General features: G+C 63.4%; 19 protein-coding genes. 13 read left to right on the top strand and 6 right to left on the bottom strand.

Features of this window, described 5'->3' with window-relative positions; all coding sequences use genetic code 11:
* Positions 1-96: 96 nt before the first annotated feature.
* From ACO06F_RS14735 to ACO06F_RS14705, 7 genes are all read left to right on the top strand, one after another.
* Complete coding sequence (locus ACO06F_RS14735) at positions 97-1,086, top strand: hypothetical protein (protein ID WP_421693501.1); 990 nt, start codon at positions 97-99, stop codon at positions 1,084-1,086.
* On the top strand, positions 1,083-2,090 hold the full coding sequence (locus ACO06F_RS14730) for a carbohydrate kinase family protein (RefSeq protein WP_421693500.1): 1,008 nt from the start codon (positions 1,083-1,085) through the stop codon (positions 2,088-2,090). Before ACO06F_RS14735 ends, ACO06F_RS14730 begins: the two co-directional genes overlap by 4 nt.
* A 107-nt stretch (positions 2,091-2,197) precedes the next feature.
* Positions 2,198-3,580 carry an aminotransferase gene (locus ACO06F_RS14725; RefSeq protein ID WP_421693499.1) on the top strand — a complete coding sequence of 461 codons (1,383 nt, stop codon included), beginning with the start codon at positions 2,198-2,200 and terminating at the stop codon, positions 3,578-3,580.
* A complete protein-coding gene (locus ACO06F_RS14720) occupies positions 3,577-4,197 on the top strand; it encodes a pyridoxamine 5'-phosphate oxidase family protein (protein WP_421693498.1) in 621 nt (206 codons plus the stop codon). The genes ACO06F_RS14725 and ACO06F_RS14720 overlap by 4 nt, the downstream gene beginning before the upstream one ends.
* Positions 4,198-4,239: 42 nt before the next feature.
* Positions 4,240-5,616 (top strand): oxygen-independent coproporphyrinogen III oxidase, encoded by a 1,377-nt coding sequence (gene hemN, locus ACO06F_RS14715; RefSeq protein WP_421693497.1) that lies wholly within the window; start codon positions 4,240-4,242, stop codon positions 5,614-5,616.
* 59 nt (positions 5,617-5,675) lie between these two features.
* Complete coding sequence (locus ACO06F_RS14710; RefSeq protein ID WP_421693496.1) at positions 5,676-6,068, top strand: nuclear transport factor 2 family protein; 393 nt, start codon at positions 5,676-5,678, stop codon at positions 6,066-6,068.
* 18 nt (positions 6,069-6,086) lie between these two features.
* Complete coding sequence (locus ACO06F_RS14705; RefSeq protein ID WP_421693495.1) at positions 6,087-6,446, top strand: nuclear transport factor 2 family protein; 360 nt, start codon at positions 6,087-6,089, stop codon at positions 6,444-6,446.
* 6 nt (positions 6,447-6,452) lie between these two features.
* Here the strand turns inward: ACO06F_RS14705 and ACO06F_RS14700 are convergent, their stop codons facing one another.
* The 3 genes from ACO06F_RS14700 to pdxH are packed head-to-tail and all read right to left on the bottom strand — an operon-like array spanning position 6,453 to position 8,975.
* The gene (locus ACO06F_RS14700) at positions 6,453-7,598 is read right to left on the bottom strand and encodes a trans-sulfuration enzyme family protein (RefSeq protein WP_421693494.1); all 1,146 of its coding nucleotides are present in this window, start codon (positions 7,596-7,598) and stop codon (positions 6,453-6,455) included.
* The gene (locus tag ACO06F_RS14695; RefSeq protein ID WP_421693493.1) at positions 7,591-8,346 is read right to left on the bottom strand and encodes an SDR family NAD(P)-dependent oxidoreductase; all 756 of its coding nucleotides are present in this window, start codon (positions 8,344-8,346) and stop codon (positions 7,591-7,593) included. Before ACO06F_RS14695 ends, ACO06F_RS14700 begins: the two co-directional genes overlap by 8 nt.
* Complete coding sequence (gene pdxH, locus ACO06F_RS14690; RefSeq protein ID WP_421693492.1) at positions 8,343-8,975, bottom strand: pyridoxamine 5'-phosphate oxidase; 633 nt, start codon at positions 8,973-8,975, stop codon at positions 8,343-8,345. The genes ACO06F_RS14695 and pdxH overlap by 4 nt, the downstream gene beginning before the upstream one ends.
* Before the next feature lie 202 nt (positions 8,976-9,177).
* On the opposite strand from pdxH, the gene fabI reads away from it, so the two are divergent.
* From fabI to aroC, 3 genes are all read left to right on the top strand, one after another.
* Positions 9,178-10,002 carry an enoyl-ACP reductase FabI gene (gene fabI, locus ACO06F_RS14685; protein WP_421693491.1) on the top strand — a complete coding sequence of 275 codons (825 nt, stop codon included), beginning with the start codon at positions 9,178-9,180 and terminating at the stop codon, positions 10,000-10,002.
* Positions 9,995-10,600, top strand: a complete 606-nt coding sequence (locus ACO06F_RS14680; protein ID WP_421693490.1) for a histidine phosphatase family protein — start codon at positions 9,995-9,997, stop codon at positions 10,598-10,600. The genes fabI and ACO06F_RS14680 overlap by 8 nt, the downstream gene beginning before the upstream one ends.
* A gap of 131 nt (positions 10,601-10,731) precedes the next feature.
* On the top strand, positions 10,732-11,817 hold the full coding sequence (gene aroC / locus ACO06F_RS14675; protein WP_421693489.1) for a chorismate synthase: 1,086 nt from the start codon (positions 10,732-10,734) through the stop codon (positions 11,815-11,817).
* 119 nt (positions 11,818-11,936) lie between these two features.
* Here aroC and ACO06F_RS14670 read toward each other — a convergent pair whose 3' ends face one another.
* Genes ACO06F_RS14670 through ACO06F_RS14660 form a run of 3 tightly spaced genes read right to left on the bottom strand, consistent with a single transcriptional unit; the run spans position 11,937 to position 13,877 of the window.
* A complete protein-coding gene (locus ACO06F_RS14670; RefSeq protein WP_421693488.1) occupies positions 11,937-12,665 on the bottom strand; it encodes a TlyA family RNA methyltransferase in 729 nt (242 codons plus the stop codon).
* Positions 12,655-12,900 carry an exodeoxyribonuclease VII small subunit gene (locus tag ACO06F_RS14665; protein ID WP_421693487.1) on the bottom strand — a complete coding sequence of 82 codons (246 nt, stop codon included), beginning with the start codon at positions 12,898-12,900 and terminating at the stop codon, positions 12,655-12,657. The genes ACO06F_RS14670 and ACO06F_RS14665 overlap by 11 nt, the downstream gene beginning before the upstream one ends.
* Positions 12,900-13,877, bottom strand: a complete 978-nt coding sequence (locus ACO06F_RS14660; protein WP_421693486.1) for a histone deacetylase family protein — start codon at positions 13,875-13,877, stop codon at positions 12,900-12,902. Before ACO06F_RS14660 ends, ACO06F_RS14665 begins: the two co-directional genes overlap by 1 nt.
* 45 nt (positions 13,878-13,922) lie before the next feature.
* Between ACO06F_RS14660 and ACO06F_RS14655 the strand changes: the two genes are divergently transcribed.
* The 3 genes from ACO06F_RS14655 to ACO06F_RS14645 are packed head-to-tail and all read left to right on the top strand — an operon-like array spanning position 13,923 to position 16,683.
* Entirely contained in the window at positions 13,923-14,861 is a 939-nt protein-coding gene (locus tag ACO06F_RS14655) for an L-threonylcarbamoyladenylate synthase (RefSeq protein WP_421693485.1), read from the top strand.
* Positions 14,858-16,267, top strand: coding sequence for an FAD-binding oxidoreductase (locus ACO06F_RS14650; protein ID WP_421693484.1), 1,410 nt, complete (start codon positions 14,858-14,860; stop codon positions 16,265-16,267). The genes ACO06F_RS14655 and ACO06F_RS14650 overlap by 4 nt, the downstream gene beginning before the upstream one ends.
* A complete protein-coding gene (locus ACO06F_RS14645) occupies positions 16,264-16,683 on the top strand; it encodes a GNAT family acetyltransferase (RefSeq protein WP_421693483.1) in 420 nt (139 codons plus the stop codon). Before ACO06F_RS14650 ends, ACO06F_RS14645 begins: the two co-directional genes overlap by 4 nt.
* Positions 16,684-16,731: the final 48 nt, after the last annotated feature.

Raw genomic sequence — 16,731 nt, 5'->3', positions numbered from 1 at the left:
GGAGCTCTCAGGAAAAGCCCAAGTTTGCGATTGTCCATAGCGCCGGTGCTGGTACAACTGGCCGCTTCGGACCAACCTGCAGGAAAGACGCGCCTCGTGAAATCGCTCGACAAGAAGCTGAAGACCATCGCCGCCGGAAAGTACAAGCCCAGGGACTTCATCCTCGCGGATGCTAAAGACCCGGACTATGCCTTCGGCATCAAGGGCACCGGCGCCCAGGATTATCTGGACCAGTCGGGCAAGCACCGCTCGATCCCCGAATTCCGCCAGACCATCGTGGATATCGTTAAGCAGAAGCAGATGGACGTGATGCTGGGGGCCGTCTCCAACATCGAACCGATGGTCGCCGATGGCGTGTTCGAGAAATCGCACGTCACCCCAGCGATCCGCGCCAATGACACGACCGATATCTGGCTTCCCCGCGGCGCGCAGTACAACAAGGAGCCCTCCCGCCCCTGGCGCACGGCGAATCTCTCCTATGTCCGGAAATTCTGCGATCTCGGGCTCTATTCCGTCACCTTCAACAACATCCTTGATCGCGATTATGCCAGTGTCGAGGCCTATCGCGAGTTCCGCGAAGATGCGGTCAAGCATAAGTTCCGCCACTTCCTCGAAATCTTCAATCCCAACGCGCCGCAGAACCTCTCCTCCGATGCCATGCCATTCTATGTGAATGACATGATCATCCGCGTGCTCGCCGGCATGGCCCAGGTGGAGCGCCCGCTGTTCCTCAAAATGCCGTTCAACGGCCGGAAAGCGATGGAGGAACTCGCCAGCCACGATCCGGGTCTCGTCATCGGCATTCTGGGCGGCTCCGCCGGCACCACGCGCGATTGTTTCGAGCTGCTCGCCCAGGGCGAGAAGAGCGGCGCCCGGGTCGCCCTCTTCGGCCGCAAGATCAATCTGGCGGAAAGCCCGCTGGAGCTGGTGGCGCTGTTCCGCCCGGTGATCGAATCCGAGGTCACGGCAGCGGAGGCGGTCAAGAGCTATCACGCCACGCTGGCCAAGAAGGGCCTCAAACCCAAGCGCAGCCTCGAGGATGATCTGAAGATCACCGAGCCCGTGCTCGAAGGCTACAAGAAGTGACCAGGCGGGGCATCGTCCTCGCCGGCATCGTGGTTCTCGATATCGTCCACCTCGTCGATCACTGGCCGGCGGAGGAAACGCTGGCCTTTATCGGCCGCACCGAAATGGCAGCGGGCGGCCCGCCGCACAATGCCGGTGCGGGCCTCCTGAAGCTCGGTGCGGAGTTCCCCGTCACCCTTCTTGCGACAGCGGGGGATGATGCCTATGGCGAAACCATGCTCGCCAGCGCGCGGGGCTATGGGCTTGATACCGCGCAGGTCACCGTCATTCCCGGTGCCATCACCAGCCACACCCATGTCATGTCCTGTGTAGACACCGGGCGGCGCACCTTCTTCGCACAGCTGGGCTGCAACAATATGATGCGGGTCGAGCATTTGATGCCGCCCGAAGGCAGCACCGCCAAGCTCTATTATCTGGGAAGCCCCGGCACCGCGCGCCACCTGGATGAAACCGACGGCTGGCGCACGCTGCTCACCGCCGCCAAGGCGCAGGGCATGGTCACATGCCTGGAGCTGTGCCCGGCGCCTGCGGAAACACTCCGGAAACTGGTCCCGCCCTGCCTGCCGCTCTGTGATGTCTTCGTGATCAATGACTATGAAGCAGCCAGTATAACAGGGCTTGATGTGGCGCCGGGTGGCCGCCTCTCCTGGTCCGTCGCGGAAGAGGCCTGCCGCAAGCTCCTCAATATGGGCATCACGGACCTCGCCGGAATTCACCACCCCGATGGCGCCGTTGCCGTAAAGCGCTCGGGCGCTGTCTCGAAGCGCCCCTCCGTCAAGGTGGCGCAATCCGAAATCGCAGGCTCCACGGGTGCGGGCGACGCCTTTTATGCAGGCGTCCTCTTCGGCCTCCATGAGGACTGGCCACTGGACCGCTGCCTGGACCTCGGCAACGCCGCCGCCGCAACGTCGCTTCACTCCCCCACCACCAGCGCCAGCATTCGTCCGTCGGCGGAGTGTCTCGCCTATGCGGAGGCCAAGGGCCTGCGGGAGATGCGGTCCTAACCGTTTCGGTTCAGGGGGGCCTCGCCACGCGCATCTGCCTTTCAATGCGCCCCTGTTCCCATCGCCATTTCCCCTGTTATACTCCGCCCTCCCCAGGAGGAACCAGCATGCCCTTGTCAAACATGGCCGTCCGCGACATCGAAACGGTGATCCACCCCTACACCAACCTCGCCCGTCACCGCGAAGTGGGCCCCCTGATCCTCAATGAGGGCCGCGGCATCCATCTTTATGACGATACCGGCAAGCGCTATATCGAAGGCATGGCGGGCCTCTGGTGCACGGCACTGGGCTATGGCAACCAGGAAATCGCCGAAGCGGGCGCGGAAGCGCTGCGCAAGGTCTCCTTCACCCATTCCTTCGGCGGCAAGTCGCATGACGGCGTGATCGAGCTTTCGGAAAAGCTCAAGGAAATCTCGCCCTGCCCGGCGTCCAAGATCCTCTTCGGCTCGTCAGGCTCCGAAGCCAATGACATGCAGATGAAGCTGTCCTGGTATTACAACAACGCCCGCGGCAAGACGGCCAAGAAGAAGATCATCAGCCGCATCCGCGGCTACCACGGCGTGACCATCGCATCGGCCTCGCTGACGGGCCTGCCCTGGGTCCACAATGATTTCGATCTCCCCATCGCAAATGTGCTGCACACCTCGTGCCCCCATTATTACCGCTATGGTGTCGAGGGCGAGACCGAGCAGGAATTCGCCAACCGCATGGCGCAGGACCTGGAAGACATGATCCTGCGCGAAGGCCCGGATACGATTGCCGCCTTCATCGCCGAACCCGTAATGGGTGCGGGCGGCGTGCTGATGCCGCCTGAGGGTTACTGGCCGAAGATCAACGCCATCCTCGCCAAATATGACATCCGCTTCATCGCCGATGAAGTGATCTGCGGTTTCGGCCGCACCGGCAATTGGTTCGGCTCGACGACCATGGGCATGACGCCCGATTCGATCACAATGGCCAAGGCCATCACCTCGGCCTATTTCCCGCTCTCGGCCCTCACCATCGAGGAAGATCTCTACCAGGCCATGCTGGACGAAAGCCGCAAGCTCGGCACCTTCGGCCATGGCTACACCTACACCGCCCACCCCGTGGGCTGCGCCATTTCGCTCAAAACGATCGAGATCTACCAGCGTGACAAGATCATGGAACATGCGGCCAAGATGAGCCCGGTGTTCCAGATGCGGCTGAAGAAGCTGGCCGATCACCCGCTGGTGGGCGAAGCCCGCGGCGTGGGTTTGATCGGCGCGGTGGAACTGGTGGCGGACAAGGCCACGAAACGCCCCTTCGACCCGAAGAAGATGGTGGGTGCGGCCACCGTCAATGCCTTGCAGGACATGGGCCTCATCGTCCGCAACATCCAGGACTCGGTGGCGCTCTGCCCGCCGCTCATCATCACCACGGATGAGATCCATGAGATGTTCGACATCTTCGAAAAGGGCCTGGACCAGATGGAAGCCTGGGCCCGCAAGGAGAATGCGAGAGCCCAATGATCGGAAACGAGGAAGAGCTCAGGCAGAAATTCGGCGAGGTTCACCCCCTCGCCACCGCCAAGACCAGGCCGGCGCTGGACAAATACTCACGCCAGTTCATCAGCCTGTCGCCCTTCCTCGTCATCTCCACGGCAGACGCGAAGGGCCGCGCGGATCTCTCCCCGCGCGGCGATCCCCCAGGCTTCGTCCATGTGATCGATGACACCTCGATCCTGATCCCGGACAGGCCCGGAAACAACCGGCTGGACACCATGTCGAACATCACGGCGAACCCCAATGTCGGCATCTTGTTCTTCGTGCCCGGCTTCGAGGATACGCTGCGCCTCAACGGCCGGGCCCGCATCACCGATGATCCAGCCCTCCTCGCCGCCTGCACCATCAACGGCAAGCCGCCCAAGGTCGGTATCCTGGTGACGGTGGAGGAGGTCTTCATGCACTGCGCCAAGGCGCTGAAGCGCTCCAGGCTCTGGGGCACGGAATACCGGCAGGACCGGGGCCAGCTCCCCTCCATCGCCCGCATCATCCTCGAACAGACCTGCGAGTCCGGGGTGGATGAAGCCGAAGCCGCGAAGATCGATGCCGATGTCGAGGGGGATTACAAGACCGGCCTCTACTGAGAAAACCCTCCCCGCTTTTGATCGAAGTCAAGGAGCGGCGCCTTGCCCGCGCTAGTCTCGGGCGCCATGGACACTCAGCTTCTCCCCTTCGCCACCCAGGATGTGCCGCGCTACACGAGCTATCCGACCGCGGTTCAGTTCCAGCCCGATTTTCCTGGCGCCACCGCCGATCACTGGCTGGCAGCACTGGACCCCGACGCCACGCTCTCGGTCTATGTCCACATCCCCTTCTGCCGCCAACTCTGCTGGTATTGCGGCTGCCACACCTCGGTGCCCAATTCTTATGACCGCGCCGCGCGCTACGTCGAATATCTGGTGAAGGACATTCGCCGCTCCGCATCTCTGTTCCGGGGCCGCAAGGGAAAGGTCACCCATCTCCACTTCGGCGGGGGCACGCCCACCTATCTCGATGACCTCCACATCGGCGAGATCGTGGAGGCCATCGACCAGGGCTTCGGCTTGAGCACCGGTGGGGAAATGGCGCTCGAATCCGATCCGCGGACGCTCACGCGTGAACGCGCCAGGATGCTGGCCGCCATGGGCTTCAACCGCATCAGCTTCGGCGTCCAGGATTTCGCAACGCCGGTGCAGATGAAGATCAACCGCCTCCAGACCTTCGGTCTCGTCAAGGCCGCCAATGAATTCCTGCGCGAGGCGGGCTTCACCTCCGTGAATTTCGACCTGATGTATGGCCTCCCCGCGCAAACCGTCGAGAGTGTCGCGAAAACCGCGCGCCAGGCCTCGGAGTTGAAGCCGGACCGCATCTCGGTCTTCGGCTATGCCCATGTCCCCTGGTTCAAGAAGCACCAGCGCATGATCAACGAGGCCGAACTCCCCGGCGTGCGCGAACGCTACGCCCAGGCCACGGTGATCGAACGCGAACTGAACGCCGAAGGCTATGCCTCGATCGGCCTCGATCATTTCGCGCTGGAACATGATGAGCTCACCGCCGCCGCGCGAAAAGGCCAGATGCGCCGGAACTTCCAAGGCTACACCACGGATGTGTCAGACGCGCTCCTCGCTTTCGGGGCCTCCGCCATTGGCGAGTTCCCGCAAGGCTTCGTCCAGTCCGCGCGCGACACGCTCGAATGGTCCCAGAAGATTGACCGCAATGAAAGCCCCGTCACCCGCGGCCTCGCCACGACGGCCGAAGACCGCATGCGCGCGGACGTGATCGAGCGCCTCATGTGCGATCTCTCGGTCGATGCCGCAGAAATCGCCCAGCGCCACGGCTTTGACGCGCGTATCTTCGATGATGTTCCAGAGAAGCTCGAGCCCGCAATCCTCGCAGGCATCGCCGAGGTGAAGGGCACGCGGGTCAGCGTGCTGCCGAAGCACCGCCTGTTCCTGCGCACGGTCGCCGCCGCCTTCGACACCCATTTCGTGGCAGCACCCAACCGGCACGCCAAGGCGGTCTGACGGCCGCGTTCGCGCAAAACCTGATGGAACTCCGCCGCCGGCCAAGCGTTGTTCCAATCATGTCAGATCAAGCCCATCCCACGCAAAGTAAAATCGTCGCGCTGGAGACGTCCTACTGGAACGCGCTGTGCAAGAAGGACGGCACAACGGCCGCGCGGCTTTCGTCTGAAAACACTATCGTCACCGGCAAGCAGGGCTTGATGACGGTAAGCAAGGACTCGATGAAGTCGCTGACCGAACAGGGCCAGTGGATCTTGAACAGCTTCGAATTCGGTGACATGGCGTTTCTCTCGCCCACGCCAGACATCGCAATCCTTGCATACACCGTCACCCAGACCGTCACCATGGACGGCAAAACCCAGACCCTTCACGCCGCCGATTCCTCGACCTGGGTGCGAACCCCGGATGGCTGGCAGTGCTGCGCCCATAGCGAGGCGTTTCTCGACCAATAGTGCGGAGCACGAACATCGATGGCCGGATCTCTGGATACCGTGAAGAAAGCGCTGCAGGCCTTCCGCGACAAGGACCGTGATGGGATCGAAGCCGTCATCGGGGACCCCTATCGCTTCACCAGCCCCAGGGATAACGCGATTGATCGCGAAACCTTCTTCGCGCGCTGCTGGCCCAACAGCGAGTCCTTCACCGGCATGGACGTGATCCATGGCGCAGAAGACGGGGAGTGGGCCTTCGTCGTCTATGAAGCCTCCGCAGGCGGAAAGCGCTTCCGAAATGCCGAAGTGCATCGTGTGCAAAACGGCAGGATTATCGAAACGGAAGTCTACTTCGGCTGGAACCTCCCGCACGAGGCGGAACGAGGCGGCTTCATCTAAAGCGCGTCACATGCCCGCCAGCGCCTGTTCCAGATCCGCGATTAGATCATCCACATGCTCGATCCCGACCGAAAGCCGCACCAGATTGTCCGGCACCGGGCTCTCCGGTCCTTCCACCGACTTGCGGTGTTCAGCAAGACTTTCAACCCCGCCAAGTGAAGTCGCCGGCACGATCACCTTGAGCTTCGTGCACAGTGTCTTCGCATCCTCGAAACCGCCCTTCACCAGAAGCGACATCATGCCCCCGAACCCATCCCGCATCTGCCGCGCCGCAATGGCGTGGCCGGGGTGGGAGGATAGGCCGGGGTAGAGCACGCGCGCCACCTTGGGGTGCCCTTCAAAATGCCTGGCAATCGCCATCGCATTGGCAGAGGCCTGGCGGTAGCGCACGAACACCGTGCGCAACCCCCGCATCAGCAGAAAGCATTCGAGCGGCGCCAGGGGCGCGCCGATCTTGGTGCGTAAGGCTTTGACCTCGGCCCAGCGCGGGGTCTCATCGCGCGTGACCAGCACACCCGCCAGCACGTCCGAGTGGCCGTTCAGATACTTGGTGGCCGAGTGGAACACGATATCGGCGCCAAGCTTCAAGGGCTGCGTCGTCACCGCCGCGGTCGCTGTCGCATCGACAGCAAGGATCGCACCCGTCGCATGCGCCGCCTGCGCCGCAGCCTCGATGTCGATCACATCCCAGGTGGGGTTCAGGGGCGTCTCGATCCACATGATATCCGTTTCGCCTTTGCGCATCGCAGCCTCGAGGGCGCCCGGCATCCGCGGGTCGAACAGCGTCAGGCGAATGCGCCCCAGCCGTTCCAGCCGCTGCAGCCAGTCGCGCGTGCCGTAATACATCACGTCGGGTGCTGCCACATGGCGGCCCTGCGGCACCGTCTCGAACAGCGTGGTGATTGCCGACATGCCGGAGGCAAACAGAAGCGCGGAAGATCCGCCTTCGAGTGCGGCTATCGCCTCCTCCGTCTGCCACAGCGTCGGGTTGCCGGCGCGGACGTAATTTTCCTTCAGCTTCGGCACATAGTTTTCATCGCGTGCATAGGTGGAGGAGAGATAGATCGGCGGCACCACCGCCCCCGTCGCCTCATCCACCGCCCGCAGCGCATGCGCGGCAATGGTTTCAGGCCTGAGCCCGTTGCTAGACATGCTGCCCGCCATTGATGTGGAGCTCGGCCCCCGTCACATAGCTTGATTGATCCGTACACAGAAAATAAATCGCCTTGGCCACCTCTTCCGGCTGGCCCAGACGGCGCTGCGGAATCTGCGCCACCAGTTTTTCCGTGCCGGGAGACAGGATCGAGGTTTCGATTTCGCCGGGCGAGATTGAATTGACGCGCACACCGAAGGGCCCGAAATCCGCCGCCATCTCGCGGGTCAGCGAGGCGAGTGCGGCTTTGGACGTCGAATAGGCAGCACCGGCAAAGGGGTGCACGCGCGAGCCCGCAATCGAGGTGACGTTGACGACAGCCCCCTTGGCCTCCACCAGCTCATCCATCAATCCGCGCGCCAGCATGACGGGCGCGAAGAAATTGATCTGGAACACCGTCTTCCAGTCCTGTTCCGCGGTCTCCAGCGTGTTGAGCCTGCCGCCTCCCGGCTTCTTGGGGCTGATCGCGGCATTGTTCACCAGCGCATGCAGCTTGGAGCCCTGGGCTTTCAGCTTCTCCTTCATCTGCGCAATCGCGGCATGGGTGTCTTCGGAAGAGGCGAGGTCCACCACGATGTGGTCCTCAGGCCCCGCGTCCCACGGGCAATCCTCGGGGAAGGGCTGGCGCGAACAGGTGATGACGCGCCACCCCGCCGTGGAGAAGCGCTTCACCGTCGCATGTCCGATGCCGCGTGAGGCGCCGGTCAGGATCAGCGTCTTTCGTTCAACCTCGGGGGTCGCGTTCATGGGTAAAGCCTCGCCTTGTTCCAGCCGCTCGTCACGTCCTTGCGGCGGAACACCACCCGGTCATGAAGCCGGAACGGCCGGTCATGCCAGAACTCGATTGCCAGCGGCAGGATGCGGAAACCAGACCAATGGCCGGGCCGCGGCACTTCGCCAATCGCATATTTCGCGGTGTTGATCGCGACTGCCGTTTCCAGCGCGAAGCGGCTTTCGAGCGGGCGGGATTGCTGTGAGGCCCAGGCGCCGATCCGGCTGTCCCGCGGGCGGGAGGCGAAATACTGGTCCGCCTCTTCACTTGAGACTTCCTCCACCAGCCCCCGCACGCGCACCTGCCGCCGCAGCGATTTCCAGTGGAAGACGAGTGCCGCCTTCATGGTGCCGAGGATCTCCTGGCCCTTCTGGCTTTCGAAATTGGTGTAGAACACGAAGCCGCGCTCATCGAAGCCCTTGAGCAGCACCATGCGCACGTTGGGCAGGCCTTCCTCGTCCACCGTCGCCAGCGCCATGGCATTGGCGTCATTGGGTTCGGAGGCTTCCGCCTCCTTCAGCCATTCGCCGAACAGATTATAGGGGTCGTTGCGCTCGGTGAAGCCGGCGGACGCCGTCAGTTTCGAAATATCGCTCAGTGCCATCTGCAATCATCCTGAATTCAGCTCTGCTTATGGCACCCGCCATGACCCGGGATCAACCACCGCCATGGCACCGGCTGCCATGTGGCTGAGGTTCGCCCCTCGCCCAATGCGTGTTTTCTTTCCTGTGGACCTCCCGGCGGCTTTGTGCCAATTAACCGCCCGCGGGGGCACAATCCTGCTTCTTCTTCCTGGACGGTAAATCATGAACGATATCAAGGGTTTAATGGCTGGCAAGCGTGGCCTCGTCATGGGGGTTGCGAACAACCGGTCCATTGCCTGGGGCATCGCCAAGTCCTGTGCCGCGCAGGGAGCCGAGCTCGCCTTCACCTATCAGGGTGACGCCCTGAAGAAGCGGGTGGAGCCACTCGCCGCCGAACTGGGCTCGAAAATCGTCGTCCCCTGTGACGTCTCGGACATGGCCTCGATCGACACCGCCTTCGAAACGCTGAAGCGGGAATGGGGCACGCTCGACTTCCTCGTCCACGCCATTGCCTTCTCGGACAAGGATGAGCTGACGGGACGCTATGTCGATACGACGCCCGAGAATTTCACCAAGACCATGTTCATCAGCGTCTACTCCTTCACCGCCGTCGCCCAGCGCGCCGAAAAGCTGATGACCAATGGCGGCTCCATGCTGACCCTCACCTATTACGGCGCGGAAAAATGGATGCCGCACTATAATGTCATGGGCGTCGCCAAGGCCGGGCTTGAAGCCTCCGTGCGCTATATGGCGGCGGATCTGGGCCCCAAGGCGATCCGCGTCAACGCAGTGTCCGCCGGTCCCATCAAGACGCTCGCAGCCTCCGGCATCGGCGACTTCCGCTACATTTTGCGCTGGAATGAATATAATTCGCCCCTTCGCCGCACCGTCACCATTGATGAGGTGGGCGACAGCGCCTTCTATCTCTTGTCTGACCTGGGCCGCGGTGTGACCGGCGAAATCCTCCATGTCGATGCAGGCTATCACATCGTCGGCATGAAGAACCCGGAAGCCCCCGACATCACGGTGAACGGCAACGGTGAGTAGGAAGCGGCCTCCGATCTATTTCGTCCGCCATGGCGAAACCGACTGGAACGTCCAGGGTCTGATCCAGGGCTGGACGGACACGCCCCTCAATGGCAAGGGCCACGTTCAGGCCCGCGCCGTCGCCACAGCGCTCACCGCCATACCTGACTTTTCACCAGACTTCGCCTTCATCGTCAGCCCGCTGCAGCGCGCCCGCCAGACCATGGGCTACATCGCGGAGGCCCTGGCCCTTGAGCCGCAGCAGATCGGCATTGAGCCTGCGGTCCAGGAACTGGGCTTCGGTGTGTGGGAAGGAAAGCCCTTCTGGGAATTGAAGGCCTCCCCCGTCTATCCCGCCCACCCGGAAGACCGCTATTCCTGGCGCCCGGTTGACGGCGAAAGCTATGAGGATGGCCATCTCCGCATCAACCAGTGGCTCGATACGCTGGACCGCCCGACCGTCGTCGTCGCCCATGGCGCCATCGGCCGCTGCCTGATTGCCGAAATCGCCGGCCTCCCCCGGCGGGACCTCGTCGAACTCGTCATGCGCCAGGGCTTCTACTGCAAGCTCGCGGATGGCGAGGCCCAGTGGATTGACGCGAAGGCCGATGCCAGTTGATTTTGCCGCCGTCACCCCAGCGAAGGCTGGGGTCCCGCTTTGCCGCCCGAAAGCGGGATGCCAGCCTTCGCAGGCATGACGATAAACAACAGAGTTTCCAGCAGGCAGGCTTTTGCTCTAGATAGCGCCCCATGTCGCACAACACATTCGGCCACCTCTTCCGCGTCACCACCTTCGGCGAAAGCCATGGGCCGGCCTTAGGCTGCATCGTCGATGGCTGTCCGCCCAACATCGCGCTGACGCCTGAGGACATTCAGTCCTTCCTGGACAAGCGCCGCCCCGGCCAGTCGCGCTTCACCACCCAGCGCCAGGAGCCGGACCAGGTGAAAATCCTCTCTGGCGTCTTCGAGGATGAGCGCACCGGCGGCCCCGTCACCACCGGCACCCCCATCATGCTGATGATCGAGAATGTCGATCAGCGCTCCAAGGATTATGCCGCGATCAGGGACAGTTTCCGCCCCGGCCACGCTGACCTCACCTACCAGGCGAAATATGGCATCCGGGATTATCGCGGCGGCGGCCGCTCCTCCGCGCGCGAGACGGCGGCCCGCGTGGCGGCCGGTGCCGTGGCCCGCAAGATCATCCCGGGGGTGACCATCCGTGGCGCCCTCGTCCAGATGGGCCCCCACAAGATCGACCGCGCCAACTGGGACTGGGCGGCAGTGGATCACAACCCCTTCTTCGCGCCTGACGCGAAGGCGGCAGCCTTCTATGAGGACTATCTCGACGGCATCCGCAAATCCGGCTCCTCCATCGGCGCGGTGATCGAGGTGACGGCCAGCGGCGTCCCTGCCGGCTGGGGTGCACCGCTTTATGCGAAGCTCGATCAGGATCTGGCCTCGGCGATGATGAGCATCAATGCGGTGAAGGGCGTGGAGATCGGCGCCGGCTTCGACTCCGCCGCACTCACGGGCGAGGAGAACGCAGACGAAATCCGCATGGCGGAGGGAAAGCCCCAATTCCTCTCCAACAATGCGGGCGGCATTCTGGGCGGAATTTCCACGGGCCAGGATGTGGTGGTGCGCTTCGCGGTCAAGCCCACCTCCTCGATCCTCACCTCCCGCCGCAGCGTCTCCGCCACGGGCGAAGAGGTGGACGTGATGACCAAGGGCCGCCACGACCCGTGCGTCGGAATCCGGGCGGTTCCGGTGGGTGAGGCGATGATGGCCATCGTCCTGGCAGACCACTTCCTGCGCCACCGCGGGCAGGTCGGGTAATGTTTCACAATGTCAATCAGCAGCAGGCACGAGCTGATTGACTAGCACAAACTAGGAATAAAAGTCAAGGATTAAATTCCCCGATAACAACTCTCCCTCCCCCTCGTGGGGAAGGAAATCTACCCCTTCACCGCGCCCACCAGATACTCCCGGTTCCCGTCCCCGCCTTCAACCGGAGACTCCGTCACCCCCAGAACCCGCCACCCTTCCGCGCGCAAGAACGAAACGATCTCCGCGCAAACCCGCGCATGCTCAATGGGGTCGCCCACGATCCCGCCCTTGCCCACCGCCTCTTTCCCCGCCTCGAACTGCGGCTTGATCAGTGCCACCAGCGCCGCACCCTCTTCCGCCAGCGCCATGGCCTTGGGCAAAGCGAGCTTCAGAGAAATGAAGCTCACGTCGCACACGATGAGTTCCACCGCCCGGTCCAGATGCTCCGTACACAGATCACGTGCATTGAGGCCCTCGACCAGCGTGATCCGGGGGTCCTGAAGCTTCATCTGCCCGTGGCCCACATCGATCGCCGTCACATGGGCAGCACCCTCTTCCAGCAGCACCTGGGTGAAGCCGCCGGTCGAGGCGCCAATGTCGAGGCAATGTTTGCCCTCTGCCGAAATCCCGAAATGCGAAAGCCCATGCTTCAGCTTCAGCGCCGCGCGGGACACATACCCATGCGCAGCATCGCGGGTGGTCAGCACATTATTTGGGCCCACCAATTGCGAGGGCTTGGCAGCCGTCTCGCCATCGATCATCACCGTGCCGCGCAGCACGGCATCGCGCGCGCGCGAGCGAGAGGGGTAGAGCCCCCGCGCCACCAGTGCTTCGTCGAGCCGCTGCCTAGCCGACATCCAGAGGTTCGGTGCCGGAGGGGGTGCCGTCGGGCCTGAGCGTAATCTTCTCGATCCGCGCTTCAGCGTCCTTGAGGAGCTTCTCGCAATGTGTCTTCAGCGCCTCGCCGCGTTCATAGATGGCGATCGACTGTTCGAGGTCAACCTTGCCGGATTCGAGCCTGGTCACGATCTGCTCGAGTTCGGCCAGCGCCTTCTCAAAGGGAAGGCCTTGGATGTCCGCGTGATCCGTCATCAGATTTCGTCCTCGTCGTCATCATCCATGTCTTCGGGCAGTTCATCGGCATTGCCGCGCATCAGCGCCTGCACGTGGATGCCGGCGGAGGCGGCAAGCCCCTGCAAATCATAGCCGCCTTCGAGAACCGAAACCACGCGGCCGCCGCAGTGGATCTCGGCGGCCTCCATCAGCTTCAGCGTGGCCCAGGCGAAATCCTCTTCCGTCAGCTGAAGGCTGCCCAGCGGGTCCCGGTGGTGGGCATCGAAACCGGCAGAGATGATCACCAGGTCCGGCGCAAAGGTATCGAGCGCCGGCAGGATCACCGAGTTCATCGCCTCGCGGAATTGCTCTCCGCCATCGCCCGCGCGTAACGGCGCATTGAAGATGTTGCCCACCCCCGTTTCCTGCACATCGCCCGTGCCGGGGTAAAGCGGCATCTGGTGGGTTGAGCCATAGAACAGGTCGGGGTCCGACCAGAAGATGTCCTGCGTGCCATTGCCATGGTGCACGTCAAAGTCGACAACCGCCACCCGCTCCGCATCATGGCGGTTGCGCGCATGATGGGCCGCAATCGCCGCCTGGTTGAACAGGCAGAAGCCCATGGCGCGGCGGCTCTCGGCATGGTGGCCGGGGGGGCGAAGCGCGCAGAAGGCATTGTCCGCCTCACCGCGGAACACGGCGTCAACCGCCGCCGTCGCCGCCCCCACTGCCCGGAGTGCGGCTTCGAGAGAGCCAGGGGACATCACCGTATCGGCATCGAGATATTCAAATCCTTCAGCAGGTGCCACCGCACGGATCCGCTCCAGATGCTCATAGGCATGGGCGAGCAGAATATCCTCGTCGCGGCCCAGAGGTGCCTCGCGGCGAAGCAGATCCTTGAAGTGCTCGCTCGACAGGATCTGGTTCACGGCCTTGATCCGGTCGATGCGTTCCGGGTGTCCTTCGGGCGTCACATGCCGAAGTGATGAGGGGTGCGTGAAGAGAAGCGTGGTCATGGCCATCTTCTAGCCGCTCCCCGCGGCAACTGCTATAGAGCCCCGATGGCTTCCCCACATGACATCGCTGCCGCAGCACAGGCCTTGCGCGAGGGCAGCCTCGTGGCCTTCCCCACGGAAACCGTCTATGGCCTCGGTGCCGATGCCACCAATGACCAGGCGGTGGCCCGCGTCTATGCCGCGAAGGGCCGCCCCTCCTTCAACCCGCTGATCGTCCATGTGCCCGGCGCTGAAGCCGCCTTTGCGCTGGGGAAGTTTAGTGCGGAGGCCAAGGCTCTCGCCCAAGCCTTCTGGCCCGGGCCTTTGAGCCTCGTCGTGCCGCGCGCGGAAGATTGCCCCGTCTCGTTGCTGGCGAGTTCCGGCCTCGAGAGCATCGCGATCCGCGTGCCCTCCCATCCCGTGGCGCTCGAATTTCTCGCAGCGGCAGGCCGCCCAGTGGTGGCGCCCAGCGCCAACCCCTCGGGCAAGATCAGCCCGACCACGGCGGACCATGTTCGCCGCCACCTGAAGGACAAGGTTGCCATCGTGCTCGACGGCGGGCGCTGCAAGGTGGGAGTCGAATCAACCGTCGTCAGTTTCCTGGAAGACGGGCCGAAGCTCCTGCGCCACGGCGGCGTTCCGAGAGCGGAGATCGAGAAATGCCTGGGCCACCCCATCGCGCATGAATCCCATTCCGCCCGGCCGCATGCGCCGGGCCAGCTCCTGAGCCACTATGCGCCCCACGCCGAATTGCGGCTCAACGCCGATGCCCCGCGCGAAGGCGAAACCTATCTGGGCTTCGGCCCGCTTCACGCCCATGGTCCCTGGACGCTGTCGCCCACGGGAGACCTGGTCGAGGCCGCCGCCAATCTCTTCCGCCTGCTGCATGAGATCGATGCAACGGGCATCCCGCGCATTGCCGTCGCCCCCATTCCCCATCACGGCCTGGGCGAGGCCATCAATGACCGGCTGCTGCGCGCCGCCGCGCCCCGGGACACTGCATGACCGGCCTGCCGTCCCCCGCCACACTTGCCCGCCTCACCGCCGTCGTGGGCGAGGCCCACGCCATCAGCAATCCCGCCTTGATGGACGGCTACATGCGCGAGTGGCGGCAGATCTGGCAGGGCCGCTCGCCTCTGGTGCTCCGCCCCGGTTCAACGGAAGAGGTGAGCCGCATCCTCGCCATCGCCAATGAAACCCGCACCGCCATCGTGCCGCAGTCCGGCAACACGGGATTGTGCGGCGGGCAGATCCCAACCGATGCCGGAACCGAAGTCGTCCTCTCGCTGGACCGGATGACGCGCATTCTCGACGTCGATCCGGCAGATAACACCATCACCGTCGAAGCCGGCGCCATCCTCAAATCCGTGCAGGATGCAGCGGCCGCGGTGGACCGGTTGTTTCCTTTGAGCCTCGCCTCCGAAGGCTCCTGCCGGATCGGCGGAAATCTCTCAACCAACGCCGGTGGCCTCAACGTCATCGCCTATGGCAACACGCGGGACCTCTGCCTCGGTCTCGAAGTGGTGCTGGCTGATGGCGAGGTGTGGAACGGCCTGAAGCGCCTGCGGAAAGACAATACGGGCTACGACCTGCGTGACCTGTTCATCGGTGCCGAGGGAACGCTCGGCATCATCACCAAGGCCGTGATGAAACTGGTACCCAGGCCCAGGAGCTGGGAAACAGGCTTCATCGCCGTCCCCTCGCCACAGGCCGCCGTCAGCCTTCTGAGCCTCGCCCAGGACATGAGCGGCCGCCGTGTGACGGGCTTCGAACTGATCGCCGACATCGCACTGCAATTTGCGATCCGACACATGGCCGTGCGCCAGCCCCTCGCCTCACCCTCCCCCTGGTATGTGCTGGCGGAATTGTCAGACCCCGTGCCGGGCACGCTGGCCCGCCTGCTGGAACACGCCATGGAACAGGGCCTCGTCAGCGATGCCGTCATCGCGCAGTCAGACAGCCAGCGCGCCGAACTCTGGGCCGCGCGTGAGCTGATTTCAGAAGCGCAGAAGCCCGAAGGCGGCTCGATCAAGCATGATGTGTCCGTGCCGGTTTCGAAAGTTCCGGCTTTTCTGAGAGAGGCCGACGAGGCCGTCTCGCGCCTCATGCCCGGCGCGCGCTTCGTCTCCTTCGGCCATCTGGGGGATGGCAATATCCATTACAACGTCTCGCAGCCCGTGGGCATGGACAAGGCAAAGTTCCTGGCGATGTGGAACGAGATGAATGACGCCGTCTTCGAGGTGGTGGCACGCTTCCACGGCTCGATCAGCGCCGAGCACGGCATTGGCCGGCTGAAGGCCTATCGCATGCCGGCCATCAAATCTCCGGTCGAACTCCGGATGATGCGTGACCTCAAGAAGATGTTCGACCCAAACCACATCCTGAACCCGGGGCGCGTGCTGCCCGAATGACCGGCTTTCGCGAGATGGCGGATGATGACGTGGACGCCACCGTCCAACTCTGGCGTGACTGCGGGCTGACGCGTCCGTGGAATGATCCGTACAAGGACATTTCCTTCGCGCGCGATGGCGGGTGCTCGGCCATCCTCGTGTGCGAGACCGGCGGAAGGATCGCCGCCACGGTGATGGTGGGCCATGATGGCCACCGTGGCATGCTGTACTACGTGGCGGTCGCACCCACTTTCCAGCGGCAGGGACTGGGGCGATCCGCAGTACGCGCCGCCGAAGCCTGGCTCGGCGCGCGGGGCGTGTGGAAAGTGAACCTGCTGGTGCGCGCGGAGAACGCCGCCGTGAAGGGCTTTTATGAATCCCTCGGCTATGAAGTAAACCCGGTCCTGTGCATGGCACGGAAGATTCAGAACCCCTGAAGGACGGTTTGCGTGTCATCCTCAGAATCGCCACTACTTTTCTGAATC

It is taken from the genome of Aestuariivirga sp., from assembly GCF_965227715.1.
In the GTDB taxonomy this organism is placed as follows: Bacteria; Pseudomonadota; Alphaproteobacteria; order Rhizobiales; family Aestuariivirgaceae; genus Aestuariivirga.
Note: the sequence above shows the minus strand (reverse complement) of the source record. Positions and strands in the feature narration are given on the sequence as shown.